At 54.9% G+C, this 19,152-nt stretch carries 15 protein-coding genes; 13 read left to right on the top strand and 2 right to left on the bottom strand.

Translation table 11 applies throughout. From position 1 onward, the window contains the following. Positions 1-71 precede the first annotated feature (71 nt). Entirely contained in the window at positions 72-944 is an 873-nt protein-coding gene (gene alkA, locus ACOTZD_RS02390) for a DNA-3-methyladenine glycosylase 2 (protein WP_047055230.1), read from the top strand. Here alkA and ACOTZD_RS02385 read toward each other — a convergent pair. Next, positions 909-4,238, bottom strand: coding sequence for a diguanylate cyclase (locus ACOTZD_RS02385; RefSeq protein ID WP_174402444.1), 3,330 nt, complete (start codon positions 4,236-4,238; stop codon positions 909-911). The genes alkA and ACOTZD_RS02385 overlap by 36 nt on opposite strands. A 342-nt stretch (positions 4,239-4,580) precedes the next feature. Between ACOTZD_RS02385 and udk the strand changes: the two genes are divergently transcribed. The 3 genes from udk (at position 4,581) to asmA (ending at position 7,769) form a co-directional block, all read left to right on the top strand. Further along, complete coding sequence (gene udk, locus ACOTZD_RS02380) at positions 4,581-5,222, top strand: uridine kinase (RefSeq protein WP_000130320.1); 642 nt, start codon at positions 4,581-4,583, stop codon at positions 5,220-5,222. A 91-nt stretch (positions 5,223-5,313) separates the two neighbouring features. Next, positions 5,314-5,895: a dCTP deaminase gene (gene dcd / locus ACOTZD_RS02375; RefSeq protein ID WP_013097886.1), complete on the top strand. Its 582-nt coding sequence runs from the start codon at positions 5,314-5,316 to the stop codon at positions 5,893-5,895. Positions 5,896-5,918: 23 nt separating this feature from the next. Next, the gene (gene asmA, locus ACOTZD_RS02370; protein WP_032659393.1) at positions 5,919-7,769 is read left to right on the top strand and encodes an outer membrane assembly protein AsmA; all 1,851 of its coding nucleotides are present in this window, start codon (positions 5,919-5,921) and stop codon (positions 7,767-7,769) included. 113 nt (positions 7,770-7,882) lie between these two features. On the opposite strand, the gene ACOTZD_RS02365 is transcribed toward asmA, so the two are convergent. Further along, a complete protein-coding gene (locus ACOTZD_RS02365; RefSeq protein WP_023314474.1) occupies positions 7,883-9,466 on the bottom strand; it encodes a TerC family protein in 1,584 nt (527 codons plus the stop codon). Between the two features lie 693 nt (positions 9,467-10,159). Here ACOTZD_RS02365 and ACOTZD_RS02360 point away from each other — a divergent pair. The 9 genes from ACOTZD_RS02360 to wcaF all read left to right on the top strand — a co-directional run bounded on the left by ACOTZD_RS02360 (position 10,160) and on the right by wcaF (position 19,133). Next, a complete protein-coding gene (locus tag ACOTZD_RS02360; RefSeq protein ID WP_003862079.1) occupies positions 10,160-11,296 on the top strand; it encodes a polysaccharide export protein in 1,137 nt (378 codons plus the stop codon). Positions 11,297-11,302: 6 nt separating this feature from the next. After that, positions 11,303-11,746: a low molecular weight protein-tyrosine-phosphatase Wzb gene (gene wzb, locus ACOTZD_RS02355; RefSeq protein ID WP_003862078.1), complete on the top strand. Its 444-nt coding sequence runs from the start codon at positions 11,303-11,305 to the stop codon at positions 11,744-11,746. A gap of 2 nt (positions 11,747-11,748) precedes the next feature. Continuing rightward, the gene (gene wzc, locus ACOTZD_RS02350; RefSeq protein WP_015572374.1) at positions 11,749-13,911 is read left to right on the top strand and encodes a tyrosine-protein kinase Wzc; all 2,163 of its coding nucleotides are present in this window, start codon (positions 11,749-11,751) and stop codon (positions 13,909-13,911) included. A gap of 151 nt (positions 13,912-14,062) precedes the next feature. Continuing rightward, positions 14,063-14,905 (top strand): colanic acid biosynthesis glycosyltransferase WcaA, encoded by an 843-nt coding sequence (gene wcaA, locus ACOTZD_RS02345; RefSeq protein WP_017693085.1) that lies wholly within the window; start codon positions 14,063-14,065, stop codon positions 14,903-14,905. After that, positions 14,905-15,396 carry a colanic acid biosynthesis acetyltransferase WcaB gene (wcaB, locus tag ACOTZD_RS02340; protein ID WP_003863505.1) on the top strand — a complete coding sequence of 164 codons (492 nt, stop codon included), beginning with the start codon at positions 14,905-14,907 and terminating at the stop codon, positions 15,394-15,396. Before wcaA ends, wcaB begins: the two co-directional genes overlap by 1 nt. Next, a complete protein-coding gene (gene wcaC / locus ACOTZD_RS02335; protein WP_174402445.1) occupies positions 15,393-16,610 on the top strand; it encodes a colanic acid biosynthesis glycosyltransferase WcaC in 1,218 nt (405 codons plus the stop codon). The genes wcaB and wcaC overlap by 4 nt, the downstream gene beginning before the upstream one ends. Further along, complete coding sequence (gene wcaD / locus ACOTZD_RS02330) at positions 16,585-17,805, top strand: colanic acid polymerase WcaD (RefSeq protein ID WP_003863508.1); 1,221 nt, start codon at positions 16,585-16,587, stop codon at positions 17,803-17,805. The genes wcaC and wcaD overlap by 26 nt, the downstream gene beginning before the upstream one ends. Positions 17,806-17,821: 16 nt before the next feature. Beyond that, complete coding sequence (wcaE, locus tag ACOTZD_RS02325; RefSeq protein ID WP_003863510.1) at positions 17,822-18,568, top strand: colanic acid biosynthesis glycosyltransferase WcaE; 747 nt, start codon at positions 17,822-17,824, stop codon at positions 18,566-18,568. 16 nt (positions 18,569-18,584) lie between these two features. Continuing rightward, entirely contained in the window at positions 18,585-19,133 is a 549-nt protein-coding gene (gene wcaF / locus ACOTZD_RS02320; protein ID WP_003863512.1) for a colanic acid biosynthesis acetyltransferase WcaF, read from the top strand. The last annotated feature ends 19 nt before the right edge of the window (positions 19,134-19,152 follow it).

The following is a 19,152-nucleotide window of genomic DNA, read 5'->3' as shown; positions in this document are numbered from 1 at the left end:
AACAGGAATATGAAAGCAAGGCGCAACGCGATCTTTCGGTTTATGCTGAGGTAAATACAAAAGGAGAGACAATGTACACCCTGAACTGGCAACCGCCTTACGACTGGTCGTGGATGTTTGGCTTTCTTGCCGCGCGTGCGGTCACGGGGGTTGAGACCGTTACGAAGGATTACTACGAGCGCAGTTTTGGCTATGCCGGGCACCAGGGCGTTTTCCGGGTTACGCCAGACAGCGCAACCCATACGCTTGCGGTGTCGCTTAGCCCTGGCCTGATCCCGGTGGCGGATATCTGCCTGGACCGCATCGCCCGCCTTTTTGACCTCGATTGCGACCCGCAGCACATTGCACAGACCCTCGGCGATCTCGGCGCGGCGCGGCCGGGGTTACGTTTGCCCGGCGCAATGGATGCTTACGAGCAGGGCGTGCGCGCCATTCTTGGACAACTGGTAAGCGTGGCGATGGCGGCTAAACTGGCGTCACGGGTGGTGGCGCTGTGCGGTGAACCCATCCAGGACGCGCCGGGCTACCTCTGCTTTCCTCCGCCAGAGGTACTGGCCGCGGTGGATCCGCTGGCGTTGAAAGCACTCGGGATGCCGCTCAAGCGTGCGGAGTCGTTGATTCATCTGGCGCAGTCGGTGGTGGACGGTGAATTCCCGCTGTTCCCGCCCGCGAACGTTGAGGACGGGATGAAGGCGCTACAGCAGCGCCCCGGCATCGGGCGCTGGACCGCGAATTATCTGGCCCTGCGCGGCTGGCAGGCGAAGGATGTTTTCCTGCCGGATGATTATCTGATTAAACAGCGCTTTGCCGGTATGACGCCCGCGCAGATCCGTCGCTACGCCGAGCGCTGGCAGCCGTGGCGCTCGTATGCGCTGTTACATATTTGGTACACCGACGGCTGGTCGCCGTCAGTTGATGGCGAAATAGCTGGTATTCAGCAGTAGATCGAGCGGCTGCGCTTCCCCAATGGTGTCGCCGTAGATAAAGTCAACGCCGATGCCCGACAGCGTATTCATCATGATCGACTGATGGCATGGCCCGGCAATGGTTTTTATGCCCAGACGCTGGGCATGGCCCTGAATGATGGTCACCATCATCTCGTCCATCAGATTGCCGTGGACGTTGGTCACCACGTCTGCATCCAGCAGCAGATAATCAGCGGTGTTGGCGCTGAGCTGGCTGAAGACGTTCATATCGCGTCCAACCCGCGTCAGCACCACGCGACAGCCAGCCTGACGAAGCTTTTGCAGACCCTGCTGCACGTTTTCATCCGTATTGCTCAGCACATCAGCGGCAATCGCCAGATGCAGCAGCCGCGCCGGCAGCGGACCTTTGGTAATGAGGTCGAGCAGCTCATCCACCAGCGTGACGCTGGCTAAACCCGCTTCTGAGAGCGGCAGCGCGACGCCCATTCCTTTGGCCGCCACCTGTGCGGCATAGGTACGGAAGAATTCGCTGAAGATACGTCGGTCCAGGGCGTGCAGCAGCTCCGGCTCCGCCAGCCCGGCGCGGAAGGCATGCTCTTCCAGCACTTCCCCCTGGCTGGTCCACAGCCGCAAGGAAATCAGCCAGAAGCTACTGCTCTCGGGAATGCGCGGCGAGGCGACGCTGCGGGCGATCATCAGCAGATGGTTATCTTTAATCATGTGCCACTGCTCATCCAGCGACATCATGCTGCGCGTGCTGTGGATCCTCTCCTGCTGGGGTTCGTAGACGGTGACCACGCCGCGCCCGCTGTTTTTCGAGGCGTAGCAGGCGATATCGGCCTGAGACATCACTTCCGCAGCCAGATAATTGGTGTCGTCAATCAGCGTAATCCCCGCACTGGCACCAATACGGTGCAGGCGTCCTTCCCAGGAAAAATGATAGTTGTTGATGGCGTCGATCAACCGGCCCGCAATGTAGCGTGCGCTTTCGACGTTGCAGTCCGGCAGCAGCAGGCCAAACTCGTCGCCGCCCAGACGCGCCAGCACGTCGCTGGAGCGCAGCATGGTCAGCATCAGCGAAGAGAGTTCGCGCAGGAGCGCGTCGCCCGCCGCGTGGCCTGCCGTATCGTTCACCGCCTTAAAACGGTCAAGATCGATAAAGACCAGCGCGTGATGCTGATGGGTCTCCTGTACTGTCTGCAACAGACGCTTCAGATGGTTTTCAAAGCTGACGCGGTTCGCCAGGTGAGTCAGGGCGTCATGTGAGGCGCTGTAACTCAGCTGGCGCAGCATTTTGCGCGACTCGGTCACGTCCTGAATCACCAGCACCGAGCCGATGGTGTTACCTTCCAGAGTGCTGAGGGGGGTAATGCTGTAATGAATGTCGAAACTGCCGCCATTGCGGCAGTTAAGCACCACGTCCTGTTCGATATCGGTACGGGACATATCGCCGCTGTGGATGTTTTCCATTAACGGACCGTTCTCGCCAAAGGTAATGTGCAGCACCTTCAGAACGGGCTGACCCAGCGCTTCGCTTTGCGACCAGCCGCTCATCTTCTCGGCGACCGGGTTCATAAAGGTGATGTTCATGTCGATATCGGTGCACAGCACCGCTTCGCCGATGGAGTCGAGGGTGATATGCAGGCGCTCTTTTTCCTGGAACAGCGCCTCGTTCAGCTGCTTCACCTCGGTCATATCCATGTTGATCCCTAACAGCCGCTCCACTTCGCCCTGTTTGTTCAGTACCCGGTTCGCCAGCGAACGAATGTGGCGGATGCCATCCTTGACGCGAATGCGAAATTCCAGCTTGAAAGGCACCCTGGCCTGAAGGGATTCTCGCAGCACCTGTTCGGCGTGGGTGCGATCTTCAGGCACCATGGCCGCATGCCAGAGCTGCCAGGTGGGTTTAATGTGCGGGGGGATCTCGTACAGCTCAAACATCCGCTTATCCCAGCTGATCACGTCCGGCTCGAGATCCCACTCCCATATCCCGATGCCACCGGCTTCGTTCGCGAGGGTGATACGCTCCATCAGACGCTTATTGACCCACTCGGTCTGTTTCAGGTCGTTGATATCTTCAATCTGGGCAATAAAGTAGAGCGGGGTGCCGTCGGCATGGCGCACAACGGAGACGGCCAGCAGCGCCCACACCACCTCTCCGCTGCGAGTGTAGTAGCGTTTTTCGAGGCTGTAGCTATTGATCTCCCCGTTAATCAGCTGTCCCAACTGCTCCAGGTCGGTATTTAAATCTTCTGGCCAGGTTAACTGCTGAAACGTGAGCGACTGGAGTTCAGACTGGCTGTAACCGAGAAAATTGCACAGCGCCTTGTTGGCCTGGAGCCACTGGCCCTCAATGCCCACCAGCGCCATACCAATCGCGGAATATTCCATCGCATTACGAAAACGTTCTTCGCTTTCCGTAATATGTTTACGCTCGGCCCGGAAGGCATACATCACCATCGTCATAATATTGGCGGGGAGCAGCATCATCAGGAAGGGGAGCCACGGCGCGTTGAAGGTGACGATCATGGAGGAGGGCGTCATGGAGAGCGGATTTCGCGCCATCATCAGGGACACCATCATGATGGTGAATAAAAATATCAGGAACGCTTCCATACGCGGCAGACGAACCGCGCTCCACATCAGCAGAACGATGATGCAGGTGAATGGCCACGGCAGCCAGGTGATTGCCGTCCAGCAAAGAACCAGCGTAACGACCAGGGTCACCAGCGTTTCCAGCAGCAGTTTCGGATTGCGGTGGCGCAGCAGGTAATGCGGTTTAAACAGCAGACCTAAAGGCACCAGCGCCAGCGCGCCAATGGCCTCTGAAAGTACCCAGACAAGGAAATTACGCAGCGGCTCCGCGCTCGGCACCAGAAAATGAACCAGAACGCCCCCCACCAGCGGCGGCACAAGGGCACTGCCGAGGGCAAGCCGGACCCAGTCGTTGAGGTTTTGCAGCGGATTATACCAGGGGAGCAGTTTACGCAGTAACAGCGCGCCAACCGTGGCCTCAATGATATTGATCGCCGTGTAGGTGATGTTGAGCGATTCCCATGAGAAGAGCATCCACGAGGCAAAGATATTGCCAAAAGAGCAGGCGAGGGCAATGCCGGGCCACATTTTTCCCGCGTGGCGGTAAAACGCTACCATCATTATTGAAGTCGGGAACCACAATGGCGCCAGCAGCGTACCGAAGCGAGTCAGCTCGAGGGAAAATAAGGTGAAGATGAACGTGACCAGACCCAGACAGACAAGCCGCAGTAAAGGATGTGGGGTAGTAACCAAAACCCGCTGGTATTGTTTATTCATTACCGCTCTATCCAGGGACGCCATGTTGTCAGGAGCCAGGTCCGGACGCGTGAAATTAATAATTTGGTTTATGCTAGTACAAACATTTTACAATTCATATGCCGAGTGCTCAGATTTTGACTTCATAGACTTATAAAATAGTTACTCTGCGAAGAATGGTGATGAAATGGTGAAAATCCGCGCGTAAAAATTTCGCTAAAGGCGTGAAACGGCGCTTTTCAGCCCGCCTCGCATAACCTGCGCATTCGACTGGTATCACGCCCCCGAAATCCCTATAATTGCCGCGTTTGACGCTCCGGCGTCGTCCTTCCTTACATCCAGGTTAATCAGGTCGCTAAATTTATGACTGATAAGTCTCATCAGTGCGTCATCATAGGCATCGCCGGCGCATCGGCTTCAGGTAAAAGTCTTATTGCCAGTACGCTTTATCGCGAACTACGTGAACAAGTGGGTGATGAGCATATCGGTGTTATTCCCGAAGATAGCTATTACAAAGATCAATCCCATCTTTCGATGGAAGAGCGCGTAAAAACCAACTACGACCACCCCAGTGCGATGGATCACAGCCTGCTGTTCCAGCATCTGGAAGCGCTAAAGCGCGGCGAGGCAATTGAGCTGCCCGTCTACAGCTACGTGGAACATACCCGCACCCAGGAAACGATCCGTATCGAGCCCAAGAAGGTGATTATCCTTGAAGGGATTTTGCTGCTCACCGACGCCCGTCTGCGCGAATCAATGAACTTCTCGATTTTCGTCGACACCCCGCTGGATATCTGCCTGATGCGGCGTATCAAACGCGACGTTAACGAACGCGGCCGCTCCATGGACTCGGTGATGGCGCAATATCAGAAAACCGTTCGCCCGATGTTCCTGCAATTTATTGAGCCTTCGAAACAATACGCCGATATTATCGTGCCTCGTGGCGGTAAAAACCGTATTGCCATTGATATCTTAAAAGCGAAAATCAGTCAGTTTTTTGAATAAGCCGTGTGAATTGTGTACCGTTCAGAGATAACCTGGTTTTGCCCTGACGCCGTAAGGCTTCAGGGCGCGATGCACGAAAGGAGAAAGTGCCATGCGTCTTTGTGACCGCGATATAGAAGCCTGGCTGGATGAAGGCCGCCTGTCTATCACCCCGCGTCCGCCGGTTGAGCGTATTAACGGCGTGACCGTCGATGTGCGTCTGGGGAATAAATTCCGCACCTTCAGCGGCCACACGGCACCGTTTATCGACCTCAGCGGGCCGAAAGACGAAGTCAGCGCGGCGCTGGATCGCGTCATGAGCGACGAAATCGTCATCGACGAAGGAGAGGCGTTTTATCTCCATCCTGGCGAACTGGCGCTGGCGGTGACCTTTGAATCGGTCACGCTGCCTGCGGATCTGGTCGGCTGGCTTGACGGACGCTCTTCCCTGGCGCGTCTGGGCCTGATGGTGCACGTCACCGCGCACCGTATCGATCCGGGCTGGTCGGGCCGTATCGTGCTGGAGTTCTTTAACGCCGGTAAACTGCCGCTGGCGCTTCGTCCGGGAATGATGATTGGTGCGTTGAGCTTCGAACCGCTGACCGGCCCGGCAGACCGTCCTTATAACCGCCGTCAGGACGCAAAATATCGCGACCAGCAGGGTGCGGTTGCCAGTCGTATCGATAAAGACTGATCTGTGAGTTCACTGAGGAAGCCATGAGAAGAGTTCTGACAACGCTGATGATTTTGCTGGTGGTGCTGGTGGCTGGCCTTTCAGCGTTGGTGCTGCTGGTTAACCCGAATGACTTCCGGGCCTACATGGTGCGGCAGGTGGAAGCGCGCAGCGGGTATGAACTCAAGCTGGACGGGCCCCTGCGCTGGCACGTCTGGCCGCAGCTCAGCATTCTCTCCGGACGTATGTCGCTCACCGCGCCGGGCGCCGCGCAGCCGCTGGTGACGGCGGATAACATGCGTCTTGATGTTGCGCTCATCCCGCTCTTATCCCATCAGCTCCAGGTTGAACAGGTGATGCTGAAAGGGGCGGTGATTCAGCTTACGCCGCAAACCGAAGCCGTTCGTCAGGCGGATGCGCCGGTCGCACCGCGTGAAAACACCTTGCCTGACGTCCCCTCTGATACCGGCTGGTCGTTCGATATTGGTAATCTGAAAGTTGCTGACAGCGTGCTGGTTTTCCAGCATGAGGATGACGAACAGATCACCGTACGCAATATCAATCTCAGGATGGAGCAGGACGCCAATCATCACGCCACCATGGAGTTCTCCGGGCGGATCAACCGCAATCAGCGCGATCTCAACCTGTCGATGAACGCAAACGTGAACGCTTCTGACTATCCGCACCAGCTGACGGCGGACGTTCAGCAGCTCAACTGGCAGCTGACCGGCGCGGATTTACCCGCGAAGGGGATTGCCGGCCAAGGCACGATGCAGGCGGTGTGGCATGAAGAGCGCAAACAGCTCGAACTGAACGCGCTCAACCTCCAGGCCAACGACAGTTCCCTGAAGGGGCAGGCGAGCGTCACGCTTGATGAGAAACCTAAGTGGGTGCTGGATCTGCAATTCGACAAGCTGAATCTCGAGAACTTGCTTCCGCTCCAACCGGTGAACGCGACCGATGAGGGAGCCACGCAGGTAGGGCAAAGCCAGGCCACGCAGTCGCGTCCGGTGATCTCCTCAAATCTCGATCTGCCTGACTACAACGGCCTGCGCGGATTTACCGCCGACATTCTGCTGAAAGCGAACAGCGTGCGCTGGCGTGGAATTGATTTTACCGACGTCAGCAGCCAGATGTTCAACCACAACGGCCTGCTGGTCATCTCCGAGCTCAGCGGAAAAATGGGAGCAGGGAACCTCTCGCTGCCGGGCACGCTGGATGTACGCAAAGACGTTGCCAGCGCCGCGTTCCAGCCGCGTCTGGAAAACGTTGAAATTGGCACCATCCTGAAAGCCTTTAATTACCCAATTGCCCTCACGGGGCAGCTGTCGCTGGCAGGGGATTTCTCTGGCACGAAGATTGATGCGGATGCCTTCCGTCGTAGCTGGCAGGGGCAGGCGCACGTTGAGCTGAAAGATACGCGCATGGAAGGGCTGAACTTCCAGCAGCTGGTGCAGCAGGCGGTAGAGCGCAGCAGCAGCGTGAAAGCGAATGAAAACTACGACAGCGCAACCCGTCTCGACAGCTTTACCAGTGAGCTTGCCCTCGACAACGGTCAGCTCTCGCTGGACGACATGCAGGGCACTTCGTCACTGCTGGCGCTGACCGGAACCGGCGCGCTGGATCTGGTGAAAGAGACGGCAGACACCCGCTTCAACGTCCGCGTGAAGGCTGGCTGGGAAGGCGAAGGCCAGCTTGTAGAGTTCCTGAAAGAGACGCCGATACCGCTGCGCGTTTACGGAAAATGGCAGGCGCTGAATTACAGTTTGCAGGTCGATCAGATCCTGCGTAAGCACCTTCAGGATGAAGCGAAACGTCGGCTGAATGACTGGGCGGACCGCAATAAAGAGACTCAGTCAGGTAAGGACGTGAAAAAACTGCTCGATAAGCTGTGATGCCTGTTGTGCCGGGTGGCATGTACGGCCTGATGCCCTCACCCCGGCCCTCTCCGACGGGGAGAGGGAGCAAACACTAAAAACGGCAACGAGGTTGCCGTTTTGCTTTTTACCTACACCTCAAAATCCATCTCATCTTCACCGCGCAGCGGTATCAGCTGCACCTTCTGCACGCGATGGCTCTCAACCTGCAAGGTTTTGAGCATGTAATCCCCCACCTGAACCTCTTCCCCCGGCTGCGGAATACGTTGCAGATTTTCCATCAGCAAACCGGCGATGGTGTGATATTCGCGCTTCTCGTCCAGCGGAAGCGGAACGAACTGCACCAGATCTTCGAGCGGCATGTGGCCGTTGGCGGTCCAGCTGCCGTCGGCGTTTTTCTGAATATCGTGGCGCGCATCGATCTCATCCACCTCATTAGGCAGATTACCGGCGATGGTTTCCATCACGTCGCTGAGCGTCACCAGCCCTTCCACAGAACCAAACTCATCAACGACAAACGCGAAGTGGGTGCGCGCGTTGCGGAACTGCTCCAGCGCGGAGAGCAGCGGCAGCGCTTCCGGGAAGACCAGCGGCTGGCGCACCAGCGCGCGCAGGTTGAGCGGCTCGCCGTGAAGCTGCTGTTGCAGCAGGTCAATCACGTGTACCACGCCCAGCAGCTCTTCTTCCTCTTCACCGCCGGTCACGACCACGCGGGTGTGCTGGTTTTTATCCAGCAGGGCACGGATCTGCTCTTCCGGCGCCGTCAGGTCAATATGCTCAATGTCATGGCGGGAGGTCATTATACTGCTCACTGTGCGCTGGTTGAGGTTAAGCACGCGCTCTATCATCCGGCGTTCCTGCGGGTTGAAGATCTGCCCGTCGCTGTGGTCGGCAAGCATCGCCGCGGATTCAGCATCCAGCTCGGCATCCTCTTTTTTGCCGCTCAGCAGGCGCATCACCGTATCTGCGGTGCGCTGACGTAATGTCTGGTTCGCGGAAAGAAAACGGCGACGGTTGAAAATGGCCAGTTGGTTGAGAAACTCAATCAGCACCGAGAAACCAATGGCGGCGTACAGATACCCTTTCGGGATATGGAAGCCAAAACCATCCGCTACCAGGCTAAAGCCAATCATCAGCAGGAAGCTCAGACAGAGGATGACGATAGTCGGGTGACTGTTCACGAAGCGCGTCAGGGCTTTACTGGCGAGCACCATCAGGGTGATGGCGATGATCACGGCGGCCATCATCACCGCCAGATGGTCAACCATCCCGACGGCCGTGATCACGGAGTCGAGAGAAAAGACGGCATCCAGCACCACTATCTGTGCGACCACCGGCCAGAATTTAGCGCCGCGTCGCTGGGTGGGGTTTTCACTGTCTTTTCCTTCCAGCCGCTCATTAAGCTCAACCGTGGCTTTGAACAGCAGGAACAATCCGCCGAAAAGCATGATCAGGTCGCGGGCGCTAAAGCTCAGACCCTGCACGCTGAATAAGGGTTTGGTCAGCGTCACCAGCCACGAGATTGAGGCCAGTAACAGCAGACGCATCACCATGGCGAGCAGAAGACCCGTCACGCGGGCGCGGTCGCGTTGTGAAGGGGGTAATTTATCGGCAAGGATGGCGATAAACACCAGGTTATCAATGCCGAGCACTAATTCGATGACGACCAGCGTCACCAGCCCGGCCCAGATTGATGGATCGGCAATCCATTCCATAGTAAATGCAATACCTTCTGTTATATGACTAATGTCACACTTCGATCATGGATAAAGCCGACGGAAATTGCAATGCCGGGGTGAGATTTCTCTTAATGCTACACTCAGGTAAACCCCATTTGCCGGGCGGTGTAAATAAGTTAATTGCGAAGATTTAATTACAGAAGTCGTTATTTAGGAAATATCGCAATAAATGGTCCGGCGATCTATTTTGTCAATATAAAGAAAATCCGAAAACCTTAAAACTTTGCTCTTAATATTAATCTTAAAAACGAATATTAGGACGGTTGTCTCCTTGCCTGCTATTAGGTTAGCTGCAACAATTCTTCCAGCATCAAATGTTAAAACTCCTTGTTGCTATTTTTGTTTCGGTCTTTGGTGAAGGTTATACATTATCAATCGCCCCTGTGAGGCGTTTGATATATTTCGCAAAAGGCCTTATCCAAGAGGGTGTCTAACCATAACGCATTGTTTAGTCAGTGGATTGGTAACTGAAAGCCAAGGGCGGTAGCGTGCCTGAAAGCGTGTGAATCAGCCTCAATTATTCTGTCAATAGCCAATGGATGAATAAGCTTTTTTTAGGACTGATGCCAGTTATATTGCTAAATGATTAACTGCATTCTGATTGTCACCACGACCCGCGCTTATTTTAATTGCACAGGATAATTACTCTGCCAAAGTGATAAATAATCAATGATGAAATCCAAAATGAAATTGATGCCATTATTGGTGTCTGTGACCTTGATGAGTGGTTGCACGGTCTTTCCCGGCAGCAATATGTCGACAATGGGCAAGGATGTGATTAAACAGCAGGATGCTGATTTTGATCTCGACAAAATGGTGAATGTGTATCCATTAACCCCACGTCTGGTGGAACAATTACGCCCACGTCCAAATGTTGCTCAGCCAAATATGTCCTTGGACCAGGAAATTGCCTCTTACCAGTATCGCGTGGGTCCGGGTGACGTCATTAACGTGACCGTCTGGGATCACCCGGAGCTGACCACGCCTGCGGGCCAGTACCGTAGCTCAAGCGACACCGGTAACTGGGTACAGTCCGATGGCACCATGTTCTATCCCTACATTGGCAAAGTGCACGTCGCGGGTAAAACGCTTGCTGAGATCCGTAGTGATATTACCGGCCGCCTGGCGCAGTACATTGCTGACCCGCAGGTGGACGTTAATATCGCCGCGTTCCGATCCCAGAAAGCCTATATCTCTGGCCAGGTCAATAAATCCGGCCAGCAGGCCATCACTAACGTCCCGCTCACCGTTCTCGATGCGATCAATGCCGCAGGCGGCTTAACCGACGGCGCTGACTGGCGCAACGTGGTGCTAACCCACAACGGCAAAGAGCAGCGCATTTCGCTTCAGGCGCTGATGCAAAACGGTGACCTGACCCAGAACCGCCTCCTCTATCCGGGCGACATTCTGTACGTGCCGCGCAATGACGATCTGAAAGTGTTCGTGATGGGTGAAGTGAAGAAACAGAGCACCCTCAAGATGGACTTCAGCGGTATGACCCTGACCGAAGCGCTGGGCAATGCGGAAGGCATCGACCTGACCGCCTCCAACGCCAGCGGTATCTTCGTGATCCGTCCTATCAAAGGCGAGAACGCGAAGGGCAAGATTGCCAACATCTACCAGCTGGATATGTCCGACGCGACGTCGCTGGTCATGGCAACGTCGTTCCGTCTCCAGCCGTACGATGTGGTCTATGTCACCACCGCGCCGGTTGCCCGCTGGAACCGTCTGATCAACCAGTTGCTGCCTACCATCAGTGGCGTTCGCTACATGACGGATACGGCGAGCGACGTTCATAACTGGTAAGCCGCGATGTTTAACAAAATTCTGGTGGTGTGCGTGGGGAACATTTGCCGTTCCCCCACGGCTGAAAGGCTGTTGAAAAATTACCAGCCTGCGTTAACGGTCGACTCCGCAGGGCTGGGCGCGCTGGTCGGAAAAGGTGCCGACGAACGTGCCGCAAGCGTTGCCCTTGAGCATAACCTCTCACTCGACGGGCACGTTGCCCGTCAGGTCTCTGGCCGGATGTGCCGGGAATATGACCTGATCCTCGCGATGGAAAAACGCCACATTCACGCGCTGTGCGATATCGCACCGGAGATGCGCGGCAAGGTGATGCTGTTTGGTCACTGGGATGGTGAGCGCGAAATTCCCGATCCGTATCGCAAGAGCCGCGAGGCCTTTGAGGCGGTATACACCTTACTAGACCAGTCTGCCCGTCAGTGGGCGCAGGCACTGAAAGCTCAGCAGGGATAACAATGACAGAAAAAACAAGACCTTCTGCCGCCCCGACGTCGGGCAGTGATGAAATCGATATCGGTCGCCTGGTCGGGACCGTTATTGAAGCGAAATGGTGGGTGCTGGGTATTACCGCCATCTTTGCCGTGGCGGCGATCGTTTATACGCTGTTCGCGACGCCTATTTACAGCGCCGACGCGCTGGTGCAGATCGAACAAAATACCGGTAATTCGCTGGTTCAGGATATCGGTTCGGCGCTGGCCAACAAGCCGCCGGCATCGGAAGCCGAAATTCAGCTGATCCAGTCGCGCCTGGTACTGGGCAAAACGGTTCACGATCTGGGGCTGGATATCGCGGTCACCAAAAACACCTTCCCGGTGTTTGGCGCAGGCTGGGATCGCCTGATGGGGCGCAGTAACGATACGGTAAAAGTGACCGACTTCGTGATCCCAAAAGGGGCAGGGGACCAAACCTTTACCCTGACCGTGCTGGGACCAAAACAGTATCAGCTGACCAGCGACGCGGGCTTCAGCGCACGCGGCGAGGTGGGGCAGATGCTGACTAAAGAGGGCGTCAGCATCAAGGTCAGCGCAATTCAGGCGCATGAGGGCGGGGAGTTTACGGTCACCAAATTCTCGACGCTCGGGATGATCAACAACCTGCAAAACAACCTGACCGTCACCGAAAACGGCAAGGATACCGGCGTTCTGAGCATGACCTTCACCGGTGAAGACAAGGATCAAATCCGCGACATCCTTAATAGCATCACCCGCAACTATCTTGAGCAGAACGTAGAGCGCAAGTCAGCGGAAGCCGCAAAAAGCCTGGCGTTCCTCAGTAAACAGCTGCCGGAGGTGCGCGCCCGTCTGGATGACGCTGAGAACAAGCTGAACGCGTACCGTCAGGACAAAGATTCCGTCGATCTGCCGCTGGAGGCGAAATCGGTTCTCGACTCCATGGTGAATATTGATGCGCAGCTGAACGAGCTGACCTTCAAAGAGGCGGAGATTTCCAAGCTCTATACCAAACGTCACCCGGCGTACCGCACTTTGCTGGAGAAACGTCGTACCCTGGAAGAAGAGAAGGCGAAGCTGAATGACCGCGTAACCGCGATGCCGAAGACGCAGCAGGAAATTGTACGCCTGACGCGTGATGTGGAATCCGGCCAGCAGGTTTACATGCAGCTGCTGAACAAACAGCAGGAGCTGAAAATCACCGAAGCCAGCACCGTCGGCGACGTGCGTATCGTTGACCCGGCGATTACCCAGCCGGGCGTGCTGAAGCCGAAGAAGGCGCTGATTATTCTCGGCAGTATTATTCTCGGCCTGATGCTTTCCATTGTCGGCGTGCTGCTGCGCTCGCTGTTCAACCGCGGTATCGAAAGCCCGCAGGTACTGGAAGAGAACGGGATCAGCGTGTACGCCAGCATCCCGCTCTCCGAGTGGCAGAAGTCCCGTGACAGCGTCAAAACCGTTAAGGGCGTCAAGCGTTACAAACAGAGCCAGCTGCTGGCCGTGGGTAACCCGACTGACCTGGCGATTGAAGCGGTGCGCAGCCTGCGTACCAGCCTCCACTTCGCCATGATGCAGGCCAAAAACAACGTCCTGATGATGACCGGCGTTAGCCCATCAATCGGTAAAACCTTCGTCTGCGCCAACCTGGCGGCGGTGGTGAGCCAGACCAACAAGCGCGTGCTGCTGATCGACTGCGACATGCGTAAGGGCTACACCCACGAGCTGCTGGGGACCAACAACGTTAACGGACTGTCGGAAATCCTGCTCGGTAAAGGGGAAATCAGCGAGAGCGCCAAGCCGACGTCGATTCCGAAATTTGACCTGATCCCGCGTGGCCAGGTGCCGCCGAACCCGTCTGAACTGCTGATGAGCGAGCGCTTCACGCAGCTGATTGAGTGGGCGAGCAAAAACTACGACCTGGTGCTGATCGATACCCCACCAATTCTGGCGGTTACCGACGCCGCCGTGGTAGGGCGTCATGCGGGCACCACGCTGATGGTCGCACGCTATGCGGTGAACACCCTGAAGGAAGTGGAAACCAGCCTGAGCCGCTTTGAGCAGAACGGTATTGAGGTGAAGGGGGTCATTCTGAACTCCATCTTCCGCCGCGCGACCGGGTATCAGGATTACGGCTATTACGAGTACGAATACAAGTCTGACAGTAAATAACAAAATGCACCCCACACCCCTCACCCTAACCCTCTCCCCAAAGGGGAGAGGGGACTGTTCGGTGCTGGATTTGGGGGACGAACGTAATGATAACCACTGGATGCCTTTCACCCTCTCCCCTATGGGGAGAGGGCCGGGATGAGGGGAAAATATGACCACACAACGCCCTTTGATTTCTATCTATATGCCGACATGGAATCGTCAGCAGCTGGCGATCCGCGCGATTAAATCGGTCCTGCGTCAGGATTACGATAACTGGGAACTGATTATCGTGGATGACTGTTCCTCCTCTTACGAACAACTGCAAAAGTTTGTAGAAGACCTGAACGACCCACGCGTGATGTACACGCACAACGCTATCAACTCCGGGGCGTGTGCGGTGCGCAACCAGGCGATTATGCAGGCGAAAGGGCAGTATCTGACCGGTATCGACGACGATGACGAATGGACGCCAAACCGTCTGTCGATCTTCTTGTCGCACAAAGCGCAGCTGGTGACCCACGCGTTTCTGTATGCCAATGACTATGTCTGCCAGGGCGAGGTCTATTCGCAGCCGGCCAGCCTGCCGCTGTATCCGAAATCACCGTATTCCCGACGCCTGTTCTACAAGCGCAACATTATCGGCAATCAGGTGTTTACCTGGGCATGGCGCTTTAAGGAGTGCCTGTTCGATACCGAGCTGAAGGCCGCGCAGGATTACGACATTTTCCTGCGGATGGTGGTGGAGTACGGCGAGCCGTGGAAGGTGGAAGAGGCCACGCAGATCCTGCACATCAATCACGGGGAGATGCAAATCACCTCGTCGCCGAAGAAATTCTCGGGCTACTTCCATTTTTACCGCAAGCACAAGGACAAGTTTGACCGTGCCAGCCGAAAGTATCAGCTCTTCACCCTGTATCAGATCCGTAACAAGCGCATGAACTGGCGCACGTTGCTGACGTTGCTGTCGGTACGTAACGGCAAGCGTCTGGCTGACGGGCTTCGGGGGAAATAATGTTTCTGGAAGATTGTCGCGCTAACAGCTGGAGCCTGCGCCCGTGCTGCATGGTTCTGGCCTACCGTATTGCGCACTTTTGCTCGGTGTGGCGCAAAAAAAATGTGCTGAACAATATCTGGGCCGCGCCGGTGCTGGTGCTGTACCGCATCATCACCGAATGCTTTTTTGGCTATGAAATTCAGGCCGCAGCCACCATTGGCCGCCGCTTTACCATTCATCACGGTTATGCGGTGGTCATCAACAAGTTCGTCGTCGCGGGTGATGATTTCACCATTCGCCACGGGGTGACGATCGGCAACCGCGGGCCAGACAGCCTGGCCTGCCCGGTCATCGGCAATAACGTCGAGCTGGGCGCCAACGTGGTGATGATCGGGGACATTACCGTGGGCAATAACGTGACGATTGGCGCAGGCAGCGTGGTGCTGGACAGCATTCCGGACAACGCGCTGGTGGTGGGCGAGAAAGCCCGCGTGAAGGTGATAAAATGAACATTCTGCAATTTAACGTACGCCTCGCAGAGGGCGGGGCGGCAGGCGTAGCGCTGGATCTGCACCAGCGCGCGCTGCAAAAAGGATTACAGTCGCGCTTCGTTTACGGTTACGGCAAAGGTGGCAAGAAAAGCGTCAGCCATGATAACTATCCGCAGGTGCTGAAGCAGACGCCACGTCTGACCTCCGTCGCCAATATCGCGCTGTTCCGCCTGTTTAACCGCGACCTGTTCGGCAACCTGAATAATCTCTACCGCACCGTCACCCGCACTCGCGGCCCGGTTGTGCTGCACTTTCACGTGTTGCACAGCTACTGGCTGAATCTGGAAGAGGTGGTGGCGTTTTGTGGCAAGGTGAAGGCGCACAAGCCGGATACCCGATTCGTCTGGACGCTGCACGACCACTGGAGCGTGACCGGACGCTGCGCCTTTACCGACGGCTGCGAAGGCTGGAAAGATAACTGTCAGAAATGCCCTACGCTCAGCAACTACCCGCCGGTGAAGATCGATCGCGCGCATCAGCTGGTTGAGGGTAAGCGTCAGCTGTTCCGCGATATGCTCTCGCTCGGCTGCACCTTTATCTCCCCAAGCCAGCACGTGGCGGATGCTTTTAATAGCCTGTACGGAGCAGGGCGTTGCCAGATCATCAACAACGGTATTGATGTGGCGACGGAAGCGATCCTGGCCGAACTGACGCCCGTAGCCGTTACCGCCGGTAAGCCGAAAATTGCGGTCGTCGCCCATGACCTGCGTTACGACGGCAAAACCAACCAGCAGCTGGTGCGCGACATTATGGCGCTCGGCGACAAGATTGAGCTGCATACCTTTGGCAAATTCTCCCCGTTTGAAGGCGCTAACGTGGTGAACCACGGGTTTGAAACCGACAAACGCAAACTGATGAGCGCGCTGAACGGTATGGACGCGCTGGTGTTCAGCTCCCGCGTGGACAACTACCCGCTGATCCTGTGCGAAGCGCTCTCCATCGGCGTGCCGGTGATTGCCACCCACAGCGACGCCGCGCGGGAAGTGCTGGAGAAATCGGGCGGTAAAACCTTCAGTGAAAACGAGGTGCTGCCGCTGGTGCAGTTGTCGAAGGCCGATATCGCGCAGGCTGTTTTTGGCACTGACCTGGAATCGTTCCGCAACCGCAGCCGTAAAGCGTACAGTGGACAACAGATGCTGGAGGAGTATGTCTCGTTCTATCAGAATCTGTAGTTATCTGCTGCTGCCGCTGATCTACCTGCTGGTCAACGTTAAGATTGCCCAGCTCGGTGAAAGCTTCCCGATCACTATCGTCACCTTCCTGCCGGTTCTGCTGTTGCTTTACGTTGACAAGCTTAACCTCAAAAAGCTGATGATTGCGCTGGGCATCGGGTTTGGTCTTACGGCGTTTAACTACATCTTTGGTCAGTCGCTGGACGCCAGCAAATATGTCACCTCCACCATGCTGTTTGTTTATATCGTTATCATTATTGGCATGGTGTGGAGTATTCGCTTTAAAACTATTTCTCCGCACAATTATAGGAAAATCCTCAGGTTCTTTTATATTGTCGTCGGGCTGATTGTTGTGCTTGCGGCAATGGAGATGGCGCAAATTATTCTCACAGGCGGAAGCAGCCTGATGGAAATAATTTCGAAATATCTTATATACAGTAACAGCTATGTACTGAACTTCATTAAGTTTGGTGGCAAGCGTACAACCGCGCTCTATTTTGAACCGGCGTTTTTTGCTCTGGCATTAATCTCAATTTGGCTCAGCATCAAACAGTTCGGTATCAAAACCCCCAAGACCGATGCTATGATTCTTGCAGGAATCGTTCTGTCAGGGTCGTTCTCCGGGGTAATGACGTTTATTCTGTTTTACCTGCTGGAGTGGGCGTTCCAGTACCTGAACAAAGAGGCGATTAAGAAAAAACTGCCGCTGGCGATAATCTCTCTGACGGTATTTTTAGTGGGCGTGATATTTGCGTTTCCGTACATTTCTGAGCGTCTGGGTGATTTGGGAACGGAAGGTTCATCGTCCTATTATCGCATCATTGGTCCACTGGTGATGGTGGGTTATTCCTTAACCCATATAGATGGCGTAGTAAGATTCGGCTCACTTTATGAATATGTTGCATCATTCGGAATCTTTAACGGTGCGGATGTCGGTAAAACCATAGACAATGGTCTGTATCTGTTAATTATCTATTTTTCCTGGTTCGCCGTACTGTTGACACTGTGGTATCTGTTTAAAGTTTTCAAAATGATGATTAACGCGTTTGGTGATAACCAGAACTTTCGCGTGCAACTTTATCTGTTCACACCAGTGTCGTTGTTTTTTACCGGGTCAATATTTAGCCCGGAATATGCATTCTTAATTGTATGTCCGTTTATTTTGCGCAAGGCGCTGAATATTACGAGCGTATGACGAAATGAGGTGATTTATGTTTCTTAGCGTCATTACTGTCGCCTTTCGTAACTACGAAGGGGTGGTAAAAACCTGGCGCTCGCTGCGCAACCTGGCGCGCGATCCGAGCCTCACGTTTGAGTGGATCGTGGTCGATGGCGGCTCGAACGACGGCACGGCGGAGTTCCTGGAAAAACTCAACGGTGAGTTTAACTTACGTTACATCAGCGAGAAAGATAAAGGCATTTACGATGCCATGAATAAAGGCATCAACATGGCGCAGGGGCGTTACGCCATCTTCCTCAATTCCGGCGATGTGTTCCATGAAGATGTGGCGCTGTTTGCCCGTCAGCTGGCGCGCCAGAAAGAAGATGCCATGTTTATCGGTGATGCGCTGCTTGATTTCGGCGAGGGGAAAAAAGTGCTGCGCGGTGCGAAACCAGGCTGGTATATCTACCACAGCCTCCCGGCCAGCCATCAGGCTATTTTCTTCCCAATGAGCGGCCTGAAAAAACAGCCTTACGATTTGCGCTATAAAGTGTCATCAGATTATGCCCTGGCCGCCAGCCTTTACAAATCTGGCTACCCGTTCCGTCGAATTAAAGGACTGGTATCTGAATTTTCAATGGGCGGCGTGTCAACCTCAAATAATCTGGAACTGTGCCAGGATGCAAAAAACGTGCAGCGTAAAATATTACGCGTGCCAGGGTTCTGGGCGGAATTATCTTATTTCTTACGTCTGAAAACGACGGGTAAAGCGAAAGCCTTATATAACAAAGCCTGAGATATAAGGAAACGTAATGCAGGAATTAAATGGATTCTCCGTACCGAAAGGTTTTCGGGGCGGGAGCGGTATTAAAGTTCAACTGTGGTGGGCTGTACAGGCAACGTTATTTGCCTGGTCGCCGCAAATACTGTACCGCTGGCGCGCATTTTTACTGCGTCTGTTTGGCGCAAAAATAGGAAAAAACGTAGTCATTCGACCTTCGGTGAAAATTACTTATCCCTGGAAATTAACGCTTGGGGATTACGCCTGGGTTGGGGATGACGCAGTGTTATATACCCTTGGTGAGATTACGATTGGCGCAAATTCGGTGGTTTCACAGAAGTGTTATTTGTGCACCGGCAGCCACGATTTTATGAGCCCGCATTTTGATATTACCGCTTCGCCTGTTGTGATCGGTGAAAAATGCTGGCTGGCAACAGACGTCTTTGTTGCACCCGGTGTTTCTGTTGGCGATGGCACGGTAGTCGGTGCCCGCAGCAGCGTTTTTAAATCGCTTCCGGCAAATAAAATTTGCCGTGGCAACCCCGCAGTGGTGATACGCGAACGCGTTGAAACTGATTAAATTCATAAGTAGAGGAATA

The organism is Enterobacter cloacae complex sp. SHL022 (assembly GCF_049237785.1).
Taxonomy (GTDB): domain Bacteria; phylum Pseudomonadota; class Gammaproteobacteria; order Enterobacterales; family Enterobacteriaceae; genus Enterobacter; species Enterobacter hormaechei_C.
This window is presented reverse-complemented; position numbering and strand designations above follow the sequence as displayed.